General features: G+C 59.8%; 13 protein-coding genes. 5 read left to right on the top strand and 8 right to left on the bottom strand.

All coding sequences use genetic code 11. The features are described from left to right. Positions 1-15: 15 nt before the first annotated feature. Complete coding sequence (gene mltF / locus D882_RS0120080) at positions 16-1,476, top strand: membrane-bound lytic murein transglycosylase MltF (RefSeq protein ID WP_027924889.1); 1,461 nt, start codon at positions 16-18, stop codon at positions 1,474-1,476. Between the two features lie 63 nt (positions 1,477-1,539). Here mltF and pdxJ read toward each other — a convergent pair whose 3' ends face one another. The 8 genes from pdxJ to lptF form a co-directional block, all read right to left on the bottom strand. Next, complete coding sequence (gene pdxJ, locus D882_RS0120075; protein WP_027924888.1) at positions 1,540-2,283, bottom strand: pyridoxine 5'-phosphate synthase; 744 nt, start codon at positions 2,281-2,283, stop codon at positions 1,540-1,542. A 47-nt stretch (positions 2,284-2,330) separates the two neighbouring features. Next, entirely contained in the window at positions 2,331-3,020 is a 690-nt protein-coding gene (gene recO / locus D882_RS0120070) for a DNA repair protein RecO (protein ID WP_027924887.1), read from the bottom strand. A gap of 171 nt (positions 3,021-3,191) precedes the next feature. Beyond that, entirely contained in the window at positions 3,192-4,094 is a 903-nt protein-coding gene (era, locus tag D882_RS0120065; RefSeq protein ID WP_027924886.1) for a GTPase Era, read from the bottom strand. Then, entirely contained in the window at positions 4,087-4,776 is a 690-nt protein-coding gene (gene rnc, locus D882_RS0120060) for a ribonuclease III (RefSeq protein WP_027924885.1), read from the bottom strand. Before rnc ends, era begins: the two co-directional genes overlap by 8 nt. Before the next feature lie 184 nt (positions 4,777-4,960). Continuing rightward, positions 4,961-5,815, bottom strand: a complete 855-nt coding sequence (lepB, locus tag D882_RS0120055; protein ID WP_027924884.1) for a signal peptidase I — start codon at positions 5,813-5,815, stop codon at positions 4,961-4,963. 5 nt (positions 5,816-5,820) lie between these two features. Continuing rightward, positions 5,821-7,620: a translation elongation factor 4 gene (gene lepA / locus D882_RS0120050; protein ID WP_027924883.1), complete on the bottom strand. Its 1,800-nt coding sequence runs from the start codon at positions 7,618-7,620 to the stop codon at positions 5,821-5,823. 170 nt (positions 7,621-7,790) lie between these two features. Next, positions 7,791-8,852: an LPS export ABC transporter permease LptG gene (gene lptG, locus D882_RS0120045; RefSeq protein WP_027924882.1), complete on the bottom strand. Its 1,062-nt coding sequence runs from the start codon at positions 8,850-8,852 to the stop codon at positions 7,791-7,793. Further along, complete coding sequence (gene lptF / locus D882_RS0120040) at positions 8,845-9,963, bottom strand: LPS export ABC transporter permease LptF (protein WP_027924881.1); 1,119 nt, start codon at positions 9,961-9,963, stop codon at positions 8,845-8,847. The genes lptG and lptF overlap by 8 nt, the downstream gene beginning before the upstream one ends. A gap of 308 nt (positions 9,964-10,271) precedes the next feature. Here lptF and D882_RS0120035 point away from each other — a divergent pair, with 308 nt between their 5' ends. The 4 genes from D882_RS0120035 to D882_RS0120015 all read left to right on the top strand — a co-directional run bounded on the left by D882_RS0120035 (position 10,272) and on the right by D882_RS0120015 (position 15,719). Continuing rightward, complete coding sequence (locus D882_RS0120035) at positions 10,272-11,762, top strand: leucyl aminopeptidase (RefSeq protein WP_027924880.1); 1,491 nt, start codon at positions 10,272-10,274, stop codon at positions 11,760-11,762. A gap of 60 nt (positions 11,763-11,822) precedes the next feature. Further along, positions 11,823-12,251, top strand: coding sequence for a DNA polymerase III subunit chi (locus D882_RS0120030; RefSeq protein ID WP_027924879.1), 429 nt, complete (start codon positions 11,823-11,825; stop codon positions 12,249-12,251). Between the two features lie 8 nt (positions 12,252-12,259). Continuing rightward, positions 12,260-12,649, top strand: a complete 390-nt coding sequence (locus D882_RS0120025) for a hypothetical protein (protein WP_027924878.1) — start codon at positions 12,260-12,262, stop codon at positions 12,647-12,649. A gap of 223 nt (positions 12,650-12,872) precedes the next feature. Further along, positions 12,873-15,719, top strand: coding sequence for a valine--tRNA ligase (locus tag D882_RS0120015; protein WP_027924877.1), 2,847 nt, complete (start codon positions 12,873-12,875; stop codon positions 15,717-15,719). Positions 15,720-15,969 lie beyond the last annotated feature (250 nt).

The following is a 15,969-nucleotide window of genomic DNA, read 5'->3' as shown; positions in this document are numbered from 1 at the left end:
GCGTATACTGCGCAGATGTTTTCCCCAACGGCTTTGCGTCCGCGGTACGCCAAATGGCTGATCGCAACCGGACTCTTCCTGATGCTCAGTGGCTGTGTTGATAAACCCAACACGCTGGAGCGCGTAAAGGAGGATGGCGTGCTGCGGGTGGTTACCCGAAACAGCCCCGCTACCTACTTTCAGGATCGTAACGGTGAAACCGGCTTCGAATACGAGCTGGTGAAGCGCTTCGCCGACGATCTGGGGGTGGAACTCAAGATCGAGACCGCCGACAACCTCGACGACCTGTTCAATCAGGTGGGCAAGCCTAACGGCCCGGTGCTGGCTGCTGCCGGCCTGGTCAGCAGTGAGGAACGCAAAAAGCAGGTGCGGTTTTCCCACTCCTACCTGGAAGTCACCCCACAGATCATCTACCGCAACGGCCAGTCACGGCCGACCGATGCGGGCGACCTGGTCGGCAAGAAGATCATGGTGCTCAAGGGCAGCACCCACGCCGAACAGCTGGCAGAGCTGAAAAAGAAATACCCCGGCATTGAATACGAAGAATCCGACGCGGTTGAAGTCGTCGACCTGCTGCGCATGGTCGATGAAGGCCAGATCGACCTGACGCTGGTCGATTCCAACGAAGTCGCGATGAACCAGGTGTACTTCACCAACATACGGGTCGCCTTTGACCTCGGCGACGCCAGCAACCAGAGCTGGGCCGTGGCCGCCGGCGAAGACAACAGCCTGCTCAACGAAATCAACGCCTACCTCGACAAGGTGCAGAAAAATGGCACCCTGCAGCGCCTCAAGGATCGCTATTACGGGCATGTCGACGTCCTCGGCTACATGGGCGCCACCACGTTCGCCCAACATTTGCAGCAGCGGCTGCCCAAATACGAACAGCACTTCAAGGCGTATGCCAAGAAGGAACAAGTCGACTGGCGCCTGCTGGCCGCGATCGGCTATCAGGAGTCGTTGTGGCAACCGGCGGTGACGTCCAAGACCGGCGTGCGCGGCCTGATGATGCTGACCCAGAACACCGCACAGGCGATGGGCGTGTCCAACCGCCTCGACCCCAAGCAGAGCATCATGGGCGGCGCCAAGTACCTGGCCTATATGAAGGATCAACTGGACGAGTCGATTCAGGAGCCGGATCGCACCTGGTTTGCCCTGGCGGCTTACAACGTTGGCAGCGGCCACCTGGATGACGCGCGCAAACTGGCGGCGAAGGAAGGGCTGAACCCGGACAAATGGCTGGACGTGAAGAAAATCCTGCCGCGCCTTTCCGAGAAAAAGTGGTACAGCAAGACACGCTATGGCTACGCCCGAGGCGGCGAGCCGGTGCATTTCGTGGCGAACATCCGTCGTTACTACGACATCCTGACGTGGGTCACGCAGCCACAGCTTGAAGGTGACCAGGTGGCCGAAGGCAATCTGCATGTGCCGGGGATCGACAAGTCGAAACCGGCTCAGGAACCTGCGCCGCTCTAACAGCCCCCCAAACCAATGTGGGAGCGAGCAAGCTCGCTCCCACATTGGTTTTGTGTCTGGGCTTTAGGCTTTTGCGGCGGCCAGGATCAGCGCTTTCATTTCCGACACCGCCGACTTGAAGCCAACAAACAACGCATGCGCCACCAGCGCGTGGCCAATGTTCAGCTCGTTGATGCCTTTGATCGCCGCCACGGCTTCTACGTTGTGGTAGTGCAAACCGTGCCCGGCGTTGACGATCAACCCCTGAGCCAGGCCAAACGCTACACCATCGGCTACGCGCTTGAGCTCTTCGGCCACGTCAGTCGGTGTTTCGGCATCGGCGTAACGCCCGGTGTGCAGTTCGATCGCCGGCGCACCCACACGACGGGAGGCCTCAATCTGGCGTTCATCCGCGTCGATAAACAGCGACACTTCGCAACCGATCTTCGACAAGCGATCCACGGCGGCTTTGATCCGTGCTTCCTGCCCCGCTACATCCAGACCACCTTCAGTGGTCAGTTCCTGACGGGTTTCCGGGACCAGGCAAATGTGCGCCGGGCGAATGTGCTCGGCGAACAGCATCATTTCTTCGGTGACGCCCATTTCGAAGTTCATGCGGGTTTGCAGCACGTCCTTGAGCAGCAGAACGTCGCGTTCCTGAATGTGCCGGCGGTCTTCGCGCAAATGCACGGTGATGCCGTCAGCGCCCGCCTCTTCCGCGTCCAGTGCCGCCTTGACCGGATCCGGATAGCGAGTGCCCCGGGCCTGACGCAGGGTGGCAACGTGGTCAATGTTCACGCCAAGAAGAATGCGATTGCTGGTGGTCACGGAAGCGCTCCTGAATTTAAAGATTCGGCGCACAGCATACGGGGAGACTACGGCTTGCGAAACAGCTCGCGGCTGACTAAAGGACGACCGCCCAAATGCACGGCCAATGCCTGGCGCATCAGCCGCTTGGCAGCGGACAGTGCACCGGGCGCGGACCAGTCAGCATCGGCCATGGCCAACAGTTCGGTGCCATTGAACAAACCGGGTTGCAGCAGATAGACCTGCTCCAGCCCCGCATCCACCTGCAAACGGTAGAGACCGTCCGGCGCGATGGGTTCGCCGTGGATGTCCATGGTCAGCGCAAAGCCGTAGCCGAGGTCGTCCAGCAGGCGCCATTCGAACGAGCGCAACAACGGCTCCAAGGGTCGACCTTCGGCCAGCGCGAGCAGAGTCGCGGCGTAATGATCGAATACCCCGGGATGGGGGTCTTCGGAAGGCAATAGACGGATCAACAGTTCGTTGAGGTAGAGGCCGCTGAACAACGCCTCACCGCTGAGCCAGGTGGAGACGCCGGCACTTTCCATGCGCCCGACGTTCTTCAGCTCGCCACGCCCGCGAAACTCGACTTCCAGCGGCACGAACGGCCGCGCCAACGTCCCCGCCTTGCCCCGCGCACTGCGCAACACCGCCCGCAGCCGACCTTGCGGCGTGAGGAAATCCACCAGCGCACTGTTTTCGCGGTAGGCGCGGGAATGGAGGACGTAGGCGGGTTGGCCGATGGGTGGGGTTTGGGACATGGAAGTCAGCGTTCTCAATGAGTGAGCACAGATTTATAAACTACCCAAAACCAATGTGGGAGCGAGCTTGCTCGCGATGAGGGCCTGGCATTCAACATTGATGTTGACTGGCAGACCGCTATCGCGAGCAAGCTCGCTCCCACAGGGTGCTTCGGTGTATCTGGAACAGGTTTACAGGTCGCCGTAACCCAGCGAACGCAACGCGCGCTCGTCATCAGACCAGCCGCCTTTCACTTTCACCCAGAGGTTGAGCATGATCTTGGAGTCGAACAGCAGCTCCATGTCCTTGCGCGCCTCGGTGCCGATGCGCTTGATGCGCTCGCCCTTGTCGCCAATGATGATCTTCTTCTGGCCGTCGCGTTCAACGAGGATCAAGGCATGAATGTGCAGGGTTTTGCCCTGCTGCTTGAACTCTTCGATTTCCACGGTGATCTGGTACGGCAGCTCGGCGCCCATCTGGCGCATGATTTTCTCGCGTACCAGTTCGGCGGCGAGGAAGCGGCTGCTGCGGTCAGTGATCTGGTCTTCCGGGAAGAAGTGATCGTTTTCTGGCAGGTAACCGGCGATCACACGCTCCAGCGCTTCGAGGTTGTGCCCGTGCTGGGCCGAGATCGGCATGATCTGCGCGTTCGGCAGCTGTTCCTGCAACCAGCTCAGGTGCGGCATCAGCTCGGCTTTGTCTTCGATGCGATCCGTCTTGTTCAGTGCCACGATCAGCGGACCGGTCACGTACTGGACGCGCTCGAGAACCATCTGGTCTTCGTCGGTCCACTTGGTGCGGTCAACCACGAAGATCACCACGTCGACGTCTTTCAACGCCGCCGAAGCGGTCTTGTTCATGTAGCGGTTCAACGCCTTTTCGCCGCCCTTGTGCATGCCCGGGGTGTCGACGTAGATCGCCTGCACGGCGCCTTCGGTCTTGATGCCCAGCATGTTGTGGCGGGTGGTTTGCGGCTTGCGCGAGGTGATCGCCAGTTTCTGACCCAGGATGTGGTTCAGCAGCGTGGACTTGCCCACGTTGGGACGGCCGACGATGGCAACATAGCCACAGCGAGTTGCGTTTGTATCAGTCATTGCCATTCTCCACACCCAGGGCAATCAGTGCTGCGGCGGCCGCTACCTGTTCGGCAATACGACGACTCACACCCTGACCTCGGCTTTTTTCATTCAGTAGGGTGATTTCACATTCGACGAAGAACGTCCGGCAATGCGGCTCACCCTGGATATCCACCACTTCGTAACGTGGCAGCTCACAACCACGCGATTGCAGGAATTCCTGCAGGCGGGTTTTTGGATCTTTGTTGGTGTCGACCAGCGTCAGGCCTTCGAACTCACCGGCCAGCCAGGCCAACACACGCTCGCGCGCCATGTCCATGCCGGCGTCGAGGTAGATCGCACCAATCAGCGCTTCCAGGGCATCGGCCAGAATCGACTCGCGACGGAAGCCGCCGCTTTTCAGTTCGCCAGAGCCCAGGCGCAGGTAGTCGCCCAGATCGAAACCGCGGGCCAGTACGGCCAGCGTCTCACCTTTCACCAGGCGTGCGCGCAAACGCGACAACTGGCCTTCGCGGGCCAGCGGGAAGCGATCGAACAGCGCCTCGCCAGCGACGAAGTTAAGAATGGCATCACCGAGGAACTCCAGGCGTTCGTTGTTACGCCCGGCAAAGCTGCGGTGAGTCAGGGCCAGAACCATCAGTTCCTGGTCCTTGAAGGTGTAGCCGAGCTGACGCTCGAGACGACTTAAGGAGACGCTCACGGTTTACCCACGCTGAGTTCGTGGTTGGATTCCACCGCCATCGCCGTGATACGGCGCAGGCCTGGGACAATTAACGCTGTGTTCAAAAATAACGTCCTGAATATCATTGGCTTCATGCTGCTGGCGCCGATTGTGCCGACTCCAGAAAAGCATTCGGCGCTGTGTTCAACAGCGCCGTGTGTGATTACTTGATCAGGCCAACCCGCGAGAAATTCGGCAGGTGACTGAGTTTGGGTTCCGGCCAGCTCATCCAGACTGCGAAGGCCTTGCCGACGATATTCTTGTCGGGAACCATGCCCAGCAGATCCTTGGGAATGCTTGGATCATCCCAGTAGCGACTGTCGTTGGAGTTGTCGCGGTTGTCGCCCATCATGAAATAGTGCCCGGCGGGCACGGTCCACGAATGGTCCGGCGTGGCGCGATAGCGGCTCATTTCCTTGCGGATCAAGTGCTCGGCAACGCCGAGTTTTTCCTTGTAGAGCTCAGCGCTGCCCAGCGTGCCCGGCTCGGAGCCGACCAGTTGCTCGGCAATCGACTCGCCGTTGACGAACAGACGCTTGTCGGCGGTGTAGCGAATCGTGTCGCCCGGCAGGCCCACTACACGCTTGATGTAGTTGACGTTCGGATCGCTCGGGTAACGGAACACCATCACATCGCCGCGCTGCGGATCACCGACTTCGATGACTTTCTTGTCGATCACCGGCAGGCGGATCCCGTAAGAAAACTTGTTCACCAGAATGAAGTCGCCCACGTCCAGGGTCGGTTTCATCGAGCCGGACGGAATCTGGAACGGTTCCACCAGGAACGAACGCAGGACCAGCACGATGAACAACACCGGGAAGAACGACTTGCCGTATTCGACCAGCAGCGGCTCTTTGTTCAGTTTCTCGATCACCACCCCGTCAGGCTGGCTGACGCTGCCCTGATAGGAGGCAATGGCAGCACGCCGACGCGGCGCCAGGAAAACCAGATCGAGCAACGCCAACAGGCCGCAGACGAACACGGCGATGACCAGCAACAGCGGGAAATTTAGTGACATAGGACCTAACTATCCAACCTGAGCACTGCAAGGAAGGCTTCTTGTGGAATTTCCACGTTGCCGACTTGCTTCATGCGTTTTTTACCGGCCTTTTGCTTTTCAAGCAGTTTCTTCTTACGGCTAACGTCACCGCCGTAGCATTTGGCCAATACGTTCTTTCTGAGAGCCTTGACGGAGGTTCGCGCAATGATCTGCCCGCCAATGGCGGCCTGGATCGCAACGTCGAACATCTGGCGCGGAATCAGTTCTTTCATCTTCTCGGTCAGCTGGCGACCTTTGTAGTGCGCGTTATCCTTGTGCACGATCAGCGCCAGAGCGTCGACCTTGTCACCGTTGATCAGCACATCCAGTTTCACCAGACTAGCCGATTGATAACGATCGAAATGGTAATCGAGCGACGCATAACCACGGCTGGTCGATTTCAGACGGTCGAAGAAGTCCAGGACCACCTCGTTCATCGGCAAATCGTAGGTCACCTGGACCTGGGAACCGAGGAACAACATGTCGTGTTGCACGCCACGTTTTTCGATGCACAGGGTAATGACGTTGCCCAGGTGCTCTTGCGGCACAAGAATATTGGCCCGCACGATCGGCTCACGCATGTCTTCGATCGAGGACAGGTCCGGAAGCTTCGACGGGTTATCGACGTAAATCGTTTCACCGGTTTTCAGCAACAGCTCGAAAATTACCGTCGGCGCCGTGGTGATCAGGTCCAGGTTGTACTCGCGCTCCAGGCGCTCCTGGATGATTTCCATGTGCAGCATGCCGAGGAACCCGCAACGGAAGCCGAAGCCCAGGGCGTCAGAGCTTTCCGGGGTGTACTGCAGGGACGAGTCGTTGAGCGTGAGCTTTTGCAGGGCTTCACGGAAATCTTCGAAGTCGTCGGAGCTGACCGGGAACAAACCGGCGTAAACCTGCGGCTGAATGCGTTTGAAACCTGGCAGCACGTCAACGTCTGGCGTCGAGCTCAAGGTCAGGGTGTCACCCACTGGCGCACCGTGAATGTCCTTGATGCTGGCGATGATGAAGCCTACTTCACCGGCCTTCAGGTCAACCGTCGGGGTGTGTTTCGGGTTGAAGACACCGACGCTGTCCACCAGGTGGATCTTGCCGGTGGATTTGACCAGGATCTTGTCGCCCTTCTTCACACGACCGTGACGCACACGCACCAGGGAAACAACGCCCAGGTAGTTGTCGAACCAGGAGTCGATGATCAACGCTTGCAGCGGATCTTCGTAGTTGCCGGTCGGCGCAGGAATGGTCGCGACCAGGCGCTCGAGCACTTCGTCGACGCCCAGACCGGTCTTGGCCGAGCACTCGACCGCATCGGTAGCATCGATGCCGATGATTTTTTCGATTTCTTCTTTGACGCGGTCCGGATCGGCCTGTGGCAGGTCGATCTTGTTCAGGACCGGCATGACTTCCAGGCCCTGCTCGATCGCCGTGTAGCAGTTGGCAACCGACTGCGCTTCAACGCCCTGACCGGCATCGACCACCAGCAACGCACCTTCACAGGCCGCCAGCGACCGGCTGACTTCATAGGTGAAGTCAACGTGGCCGGGGGTGTCAATGAAGTTCAGCTGGTACTTGATGCCATCGCGAGCGGTGTAATAAAGGGTGACGCTGTGGGCCTTGATGGTGATCCCGCGTTCACGCTCCAGGTCCATGGAGTCCAGTACCTGGGCTTCCATTTCGCGCTCGGCAAGGCCGCCGCACATCTGGATGAATCGATCAGCCAGCGTCGACTTGCCATGGTCAATGTGGGCGATGATGGAGAAATTGCGGATATGACTCAAATCACTCACGGATCAACACTCAAAAAGGCTGCAGGCATAGCCCGCCGAAAAATAGCCGGGAATTGTACCTGATCCACGGCGCAAGCGTCACGTTCGCAGGTCAGACGGCACGTACAAAAACGCCCCGGTCTTGCGACAGGGGCGATTCAGATGGCGACGGGGTCAGGAAAAACCCCCGATCAACCGGCCCGGCGCAACAGCCAGACGCCGGCCAGGGCACAGACACCGGCCGGAATCAGCACCGCAAACAGCGGCGAGAAACCGAACACCAGGCTCGAAGGCCCCAGCAAATCCTGGACGATACGGAAGGTGAAGCCCACCAGAACGCCGGTAAACACCCGCTGGCCGAGGGTCACAGAACGCAAAGGACCAAAGATGAAGGAAATCGCCATCAGTACCAGCGCCGCCGTCACCAGTGGCTGCAACACCTTGACCCAAAACGCCAGCCAGTAGCGGCCATTGCTCAGGCCCTGATCCGCCAGATAGTGGATGTAACCCCACAATCCGCTGATCGACAGCGACTCGGGCGCCATCACCACGGTGTCCAGCAACTGCGGGCTCAGGGCAATATCCCAGCGCTCGACGGGGGTGGTGACCACTTCGGTGCTCTTGTCATGGAACACCGTGGTCGTGACGTCGCTGAGCTGCCAGTGATCCTTGTCGAACTCGGCACGCTTGGCGAAGCTTGACGACAGCATGTGCCGCTCCTTATCGAAGCGATAGCGGGTCACACCGTAAAGAATGCCGTTGGGCTGCACCGAGTTGACGTGGATGAACTCATCACCCTGGCGGTGCCACAAGCCATGCTTGGCGCTCTGCGCATCGCCACTGCCCTGGGCCAGCGAGCGGTTGGCTTGTGCCGTGACTTCGGTGGCCGGCGCCACGTATTCGCCGATCAGCACGCCCACGACCATCAGGATCAGCATCGGCTTCATGACCGCCCAGACGATACGACCGATCGACACACCCGCGGCGCGCATGATGGTCAGCTCACTGTTGCTGGCCAGACTGCCCAGGCCAATCAGGCACCCGATCAGTGCCGCCATTGGCAACATGTCGTAAAGACGGCGCGGCGCCGTCAGCAAGACGTAACTGGAAGCATCCATCAGCGTATAGGTATCGCTGACTTCGCTCATCTCGTCGATGAAGGCAAACAGTGTCGCCAGGCCGAGAATGATCCCCAGTACCGCCAGGATGGCCATGAATACGCTGCTACCGATGTAGCGATCGAGCTTAACCACGAGCCACCTCCAGCGCGCTGCGGCGACTCGCCATCTTCAGGCGCAACGGCTCCCAGTAAAGCAACCCGAGTCCAATGATCAGAAACACCCCGTGAACCCACCACAACCCAAGGGCCGGCGGGATCTTGCCCTTATCGAGGGCGCCACGGGCGGCAATCAGGATGGTCAAGTAAGCCATATAAAGAAGAATCGCCGGCAGCAGCTTGAGGAAACGGCCCTGGCGCGGGTTGACCCGCGACAACGGCACCGCCATTAGCGTCACGATGAACACCAGCAACGGCAAGGACAGACGCCATTGCAACTCGGCGCGCAAGCGCGTGTCCTCGGTCCCCATCAAGGAACGAGTGCTCATCGCATCACGGTCGGTCACTTCGTCACTGACGTCCGGCTTTGGCAGCAATACCCCGTACTCGTCGTACTTGATCGCGCGATAGTCGGCCTGCCCCGGATTACCGTCATAGCGATAACCGTTGTCGAGAATCAGGTAGCGGTTGCCGTCCGGGCGGATTTCCTGGCGGCCCTTCTCGGCCACCAGCACGGAAATCCCGCGATCCTTCTGGTCAGAGTTGGTGTTCTTCTGCGAAATGAACACACCTGCCAGATTGACGCGATCATCGGTCAACTGTTCGGTGTAGGTCACCCGGGTCCCGTCACGCAACGCCTGGAAGCGACCCGGCTCGAGGGTATCGAACTCGGTCAGCGCATCCTGTTTATTCAGCAGCAGCTGGAACTGATTGGCACCTTGTGGCGCCAGGCTCAGGCTCAGCCAGGCCACGATCAACGCCACCAGCGTGGCCGGAAACAGGGTAATGACAAACAGTCGCTGCTGGCTCATGCCGGTGGCCGACAGCACGGTCATTTCGCTTTCGAGGTACAGGCGACCGTACGCCAGCAGGATCCCGAGAAACAGGCCCAGCGGCAGAATCAGCTGCAGGAAACCCGGCAGGCGAAAGCCCATGATCAGGAACAGCGAGCCCGGATCCAGCAGGCCCGAGGCCGCCTGGGCGAGGTATTTGATGAAGCGACCGCTCATGATGATGACCAGCAGCACGGCGCTGACTGCGCTCAAGGTCAACAGGACTTCGCGGGACAGATAACGGAAGACAATCAAACCAGACACTCCAGGGTTGTCAGGCTAAGGCGGCCAAACAAGCAAACGTATCAGACAGCCTGCAGGGCAGAGCCGCCGAAAAAGATGGCGCATTATCCTGTGAATGAGTGCCCCTGTCACTGCGCATGCTCAAGCTGGCGTTCAATGCGTTGAAGATCGTACAACCGAGGGTTGTCAGGCGCAGGGAGCGAGGTTCAAACTGCGGCCTTTGTCGCGGGCCGTGACCTGCGTCTTACCATCTATATAAGCAAGCGTCTGTGCGTCGCCGTTTTGCCCACGCACGTTGACCATTATTCAGGGACCCGGACATGGAACTGGTTGTAAAAAGCGTTAGCCCAGAAACGTTGAAGACCGCCACGCTGGTCGTCGCCGTCGGCGAAGGCCGCAAGCTCGGCGCCGTGGCCAAACAACTGGACGAACTGAGTGGTGGTGCGATCAGCGCTGTGCTCAAGCGCGGCGACCTCGCCGGCAAAGTCGGCCAGAGCCTGTTGCTGCACAGCCTGCCGAACCTTAAGGCTGACCGCGTTCTGCTGGTTGGCGTGGGCAAGGACGAAGAGCTGGGCGACCGCCCGTTCCGCAAAATCATTGCCGGCGTACTCAACACCCTGAAAGGCCTGGGCGGCACCGACGCCGTGCTGGCGCTGGACGAAATCGTGGTCAAGGGCCGCGACAGCTACGGCAAGACCCGCCTGCTGGCTGAAACCCTGGTGGACGGCGAATACACCTTCGACCAGTTCAAGAGCCAGAAAGCGGAACCTCGCGCCCTGAAGAAAGTCACCCTGCTGACCATCAAGGCTGCGCAGGCTGAAGTCGAGCGCGCCGTGACTCACGCCACCGCTATCGCCAACGGCATGGCCTTCACCCGTAATCTGGGTAACCTGCCGCCGAACATCTGCCACCCGACGTTCCTCGGCGAGCAGGCCAAGAACCTCGGCAAAGAATTCAAAACCCTGAAAGTAGAAGTTCTTGATGAAAAGAAAATCAAGGAACTGGGCATGGGTTCGTTCTACGCCGTAGGCCAGGGCAGCGCCCAGCCTCCGCGCCTGATCGTCATGCAATACAACGGCGGCAAGAAATCCGAGAAGCCGTATGCCCTGGTCGGCAAAGGCATCACCTTTGACACCGGCGGCATCAGCCTGAAGCCGGGCGCCGGCATGGATGAAATGAAGTACGACATGGGCGGCGCTGCCAGCGTGTTCGGCACCCTGCGTGCTGTGCTTGAGCTGAAACTGCCGATCAACCTGGTGTGCATCCTGGCGTGCGCCGAGAACATGCCGAGCGGCAACGCTTCGCGCCCTGGCGACATCGTCACCACCATGAGCGGCCAGACCGTGGAAATCCTCAACACCGACGCCGAAGGCCGTCTGGTGCTGTGCGATGCCCTGACCTACTCCGAACGCTTCAAGCCGCAAGCCGTGATCGACATCGCGACCCTGACCGGCGCCTGCGTCGTGGCCCTGGGCGCCCACACCTCGGGCCTGCTGGGTAACAACGACGAACTGATCGGCCAACTGCTGAGCGCCGGCCAGACCGCTGACGACCGCGCCTGGCAATTGCCGCTCTTCGATGAGTACCAGGAGCAGTTGGACAGCCCGTTCGCCGACATCGCCAACATTGGCGGGCCGAAAGCCGGGACTATCACCGCAGCCTGCTTCCTGTCGCGCTTCACCAAGAACCTGAACTGGGCGCACCTGGACATCGCCGGCACCGCATGGACCAGCGGCGGCAAGGACAAGGGCGCCACTGGCCGTCCGGTTCCATTGCTGACCCAATACCTGCTGGACCGCGCCAAAGCCTGAAACCGATGAACCGGGGTGGCGTTGCCTTTGGGTGACGCCGCGCCTGGCTCAGGAACCGCAATGACCAAAGTCGACTTCTATATCCTGCCCAGCGCCGATCCTTCGGCACGCCTGGATTTCGCCTGCAAGCTCACCGAAAAAGCCTGGCGCATGGGCCACCGCATTTACCTGCATTGCAGCGATGCTAGCCAGCGCGACGACCTTGCTGCGCGCCTTTGGGCGTTCAAGGGCGAAAGCTTCGTCCCTCATGGGCCCGCCGACAGTGAACCGGACGGTTTGATTGTGCTGGGACTGGGTGAAGACTGCGGTCAGCACCAGGACCTGCTGGTCAATCTCGACCTGAAAGTGCCGGTATTCGCCAACAAATTTGCCCGCGTGGCGGAAATAGTGGTGGAAGATCCGACGATTCGTGCGGCTGCGCGGGAGAGTTTCCGTTTCTACCGCGAACAGGGCTATCCTCTGCAAGACCACCGTTTACAGCGACTCTGAGCATTCCGATGGACACTCCGAAACCGCAGCAAAAGTCCGCGCACCTGCTGGACGACCTCGAGTCGATCCGCCAATTGCTCGGCGATGACAACCTGCAACCTCCGCTGCTGACCGACACGGTCATCGACGGTGATCAGGAACAGATTCCCATGTTGTTCGAGTCTGTCGGCAATGTGCCGCAGCCGGTCGAACCGACACCACCGCCCGCCCCTGCCGCGCAACCCGCGCCGAACACCAGCAAAGGCCCCGACGCCCTGCTGCACCTGGACGGCGAACTGCGCGCTGCTGCGATGTTGATCATGCAAGACGTGATCGACGACTTCGCCCCGCATATTGAAACCGAAATCAAACGTCGCCTTGAAGCGCGGATGGAACGGCTTCTCAGCCAATACGAATAACCAGAATCCCCCCAATCCCTGTGGGAGCGAGTTTGCTCGCGATGAGGCCATAACCTTCAACATCCATGTTGACCGACCGACCGCCATCGCGAGCAAGCTCGCTCCCACAGTAGATCAGCGCTGGATTTGACTGCGCCCTGTCCGCACCTGCTCGCCCTGCGCCCCATGCCCCGCTATACTTGCCGGCTTTTCCTGAATAAATGCCAATAGGGTCCCGCCGCGCATGGATAAGACCTACCAGCCGCACGCCATTGAAACTTCCTGGTACAACACTTGGGAGTCTGAGAATTACTTCGCCCCGCAAGGCGCGGGCGAGTCCTACACCATCATGATCCCGCCGCCGAACGTCACCGGCAGCCTGCACATGGGTCACGGCTTCAACAACGCGATCATGGACGCCCTGATCCGTTTCCGCCGCATGCAGGGTCGCAACACCCTGTGGCAGCCGGGCACCGACCACGCCGGTATCGCCACGCAGATGCTGGTGGAGCGTCAACTCGAAGCCAAAGGCCAGAGCCGCCACGACCTGGGTCGCGAGAAATTTCTCGAGAAAATCTGGGAATGGAAGGATGAATCCGGCGGCAACATCAGCCGTCAGATCCGTCGCCTCGGCTCGTCCGTCGACTGGAGCCGCGAGCGCTTCACCATGGATGACGGCCTCTCGGAATCAGTGAAAGAAGCCTTCGTGCGCCTGCATGAAGACGGCCTGATCTACCGCGGCAAGCGTCTGGTCAACTGGGACACCAAGTTGCACACGGCGATTTCCGACCTCGAAGTGGAAAACCACGACGAGAAAGGTTTCCTGTGGAACCTCAAGTACCCGCTGGCCGACGGCGTCAAAACCGCGGAAGGCAATGATTACCTGATCGTCGCGACCACTCGCCCGGAAACCATGCTCGGCGACGCCGCCGTCGCGGTTAACCCGAACGATGAACGCTACAAAGCCCTGATCGGAAAATTTGTCGAGCTGCCGCTGGTCGGCCGCCGCATCCCGATCATCGCCGACGATTACTGCGACCCTGAATTCGGCACCGGCTGCGTGAAAATCACCCCGGCCCACGATTTCAACGACTACGAAGTCGGCAAACGCCACAACCTGCCACTGCTGAACATCTTCGACAAAAACGCTGCCGTACTGCCGGCCTGCCAGGTGTTCAACCTCGACGGCACGCTGAACGAAAGCATCGACGGCAAGATCCCGGCCGAATACGCCGGCCTCGACCGCTTTGAAGCCCGCAAGCAAATCGTTGCTGCATTCGACGCCGCCGGTCTGCTGGTCAGCGTCAATGATCACGCCCTGAAAGTGCCGAAAGGCGACCGCTCCGGCACGATCATCGAGCCATGGCTGACCGACCAGTGGTACGTGTCGACCAAGCCGTTGGCCGAGCCAGCGATTGCAGCCGTTGAAGATGGCCGCATCCAGTTCGTGCCCAAGCAATACGAAAACATGTACTTCTCGTGGATGCGCGACATCCAGGATTGGTGCATCAGCCGTCAGTTGTGGTGGGGCCACCGGATTCCGGCCTGGTACGACGAGTCGGGCAAAGTCTACGTCGGTCGCGACGAAGCCGAAGTGCGCGCCAAGAACAATCTCGGTCCGGACATTGCGCTGCAACAGGACAACGACGTTCTCGACACCTGGTTCAGTTCGGGCCTGTGGACCTTTTCCACGCTCGGCTGGCCTGAGCAAACCGAATTCCTGAAAAAATTCCACTCCACCGATGTGCTGGTGACCGGTTTCGACATCATTTTCTTCTGGGTTGCCCGGATGATCATGCTCACCATGCATTTGGTGAAGAACGAAGACGGCACGCCGCAGGTTCCGTTCAAGACCGTTTATGTGCACGGCCTGGTGCGTGATGGCCAAGGCCAGAAGATGTCCAAGTCCAAGGGCAACGTCCTGGACCCGCTGGACATCATCGACGGTATCGAACTGGAAGAGCTGGTACAGAAACGCACCTCCGGCCTGATGCAGCCGAAACTGGCGAAGAAGATCGAGAAGCAGACCCGCGACGAGTTCGCCGACGGTATCGCCAGCTACGGCACCGACGCCCTGCGCTTCACCTTCTGCTCGCTGGCGTCCACCGGTCGTGACATCAAGTTCGACATGGGCCGCGTTGAAGGCTATCGCAACTTCTGCAACAAGATCTGGAACGCCGCGCGTTATGTTCTGGACAAGGGCGAAGACTGCGGCCAGAACGGCGAAGCCTACGAACTGTCCCTGGCGGATCGCTGGATCATCTCGCAGCTGCAACGCACCGAAGCCGAAGTGACCCGTCAACTCGACCAGTTCCGTTTCGACCTGGCGGCGCAAGCCCTGTACGAGTTCATCTGGAACCAGTATTGCGACTGGTACCTGGAACTGTCCAAGCCTGTGCTGTGGGACGAAAACGCGCCGGTCGAGCGTCAGCGCGGCACCCGCCGTACACTGGTTCGCGTCCTGGAAGTGGCGTTGCGTCTGGCGCACCCGTTCATGCCGTTCATCACCGAAGAAATCTGGCAGCGCATCGCGCCGCTGGCCGGTATTCAGGGCAAGACGATCATGCTGCAACCTTGGCCAGTGGCCAATGAAGAGCGCATCGATCCGGCCGCCGAAGACGACATCGAATGGCTCAAGGAACTGATGCTCGGCACGCGTAACATCCGTGGCGAAATGAACATTGGTCCTGGCAAACCGCTGCCGATCTACCTGAAGAACGTCAGCGCTGAAGACCAGCGCCGTCTCACCGAGAACGAAGCACTGCTGAAGAAGCTGGCTCGTCTTGAATCGATCACGGTGTTGGCTGCCGGCGAAGAAGCACCGCTGTCCGCCACCGCACTGGTGGGCGAGATGGAAGTGCTGGTGCCGATGGCTGGCCTGATCGACAAGGACGCCGAACTGGCGCGCCTGGACAAGGAAATCCTGCGTCTGCAGGGCGAAGTCCAACGCGTCGGTGGCAAGCTGTCCAACGCTGGTTTCGTCGACAAAGCTCCGGCTGAAGTCATCGAGAAAGAGCGCGCCAAACTGGCCGAAGCCGAACAGGCTTTGGGCAAGCTGGCCGAGCAGCATGCGCGGATTGCCAGTCTGTAACGGCACATCGCAATGAAAGAGGGAGGCCCGTAACGGCCTCCCTTTTTTGTGCCTGCCCCTTTCCCTCAAACGCCGAATGCCCCCTGTAGGAGTGAGCCTGCTCGCGATAGCGGCCCATCAGTCGACATCATCGTTACTGACACGCAGCCATCGCGAGCAGGCTCACTCCTACAGGGGGAATGTGGTGTTTGTCACAATTGGGTTCACAACGGCTGGATGTGGGACAATACCCGTCACTTTTAGCCATACC

It is taken from the genome of Pseudomonas sp. URMO17WK12:I12, assembly GCF_000514395.1.
In the GTDB taxonomy this organism is placed as follows: Bacteria; Pseudomonadota; Gammaproteobacteria; order Pseudomonadales; family Pseudomonadaceae; genus Aquipseudomonas; species Aquipseudomonas mucoides.
This window is presented reverse-complemented; position numbering and strand designations above follow the sequence as displayed.

Bases quoted from the DNA above. Each gene is read 5' to 3' on its own strand.
- mltF (WP_027924889.1), top strand. From the start codon at position 16: ATGTTTTCCCCAACGGCTTTGCGTCCGCGGTACGCCAAATGGCTGATC.
- recO (WP_027924887.1), bottom strand. From the start codon at position 3,020: ATGTCCCAAACCCCACCCATCGGCCAACCCGCCTACGTCCTCCATTCC.
- era (WP_027924886.1), bottom strand. From the start codon at position 4,094: ATGACTGATACAAACGCAACTCGCTGTGGCTATGTTGCCATCGTCGGC.
- lepB (WP_027924884.1), bottom strand. From the start codon at position 5,815: ATGTCACTAAATTTCCCGCTGTTGCTGGTCATCGCCGTGTTCGTCTGC.
- D882_RS0120035 (WP_027924880.1), top strand. From the start codon at position 10,272: ATGGAACTGGTTGTAAAAAGCGTTAGCCCAGAAACGTTGAAGACCGCC.
- D882_RS0120030 (WP_027924879.1), top strand. From the start codon at position 11,823: ATGACCAAAGTCGACTTCTATATCCTGCCCAGCGCCGATCCTTCGGCA.
- D882_RS0120025 (WP_027924878.1), top strand. From the start codon at position 12,260: ATGGACACTCCGAAACCGCAGCAAAAGTCCGCGCACCTGCTGGACGAC.
- D882_RS0120015 (WP_027924877.1), top strand. From the start codon at position 12,873: ATGGATAAGACCTACCAGCCGCACGCCATTGAAACTTCCTGGTACAAC.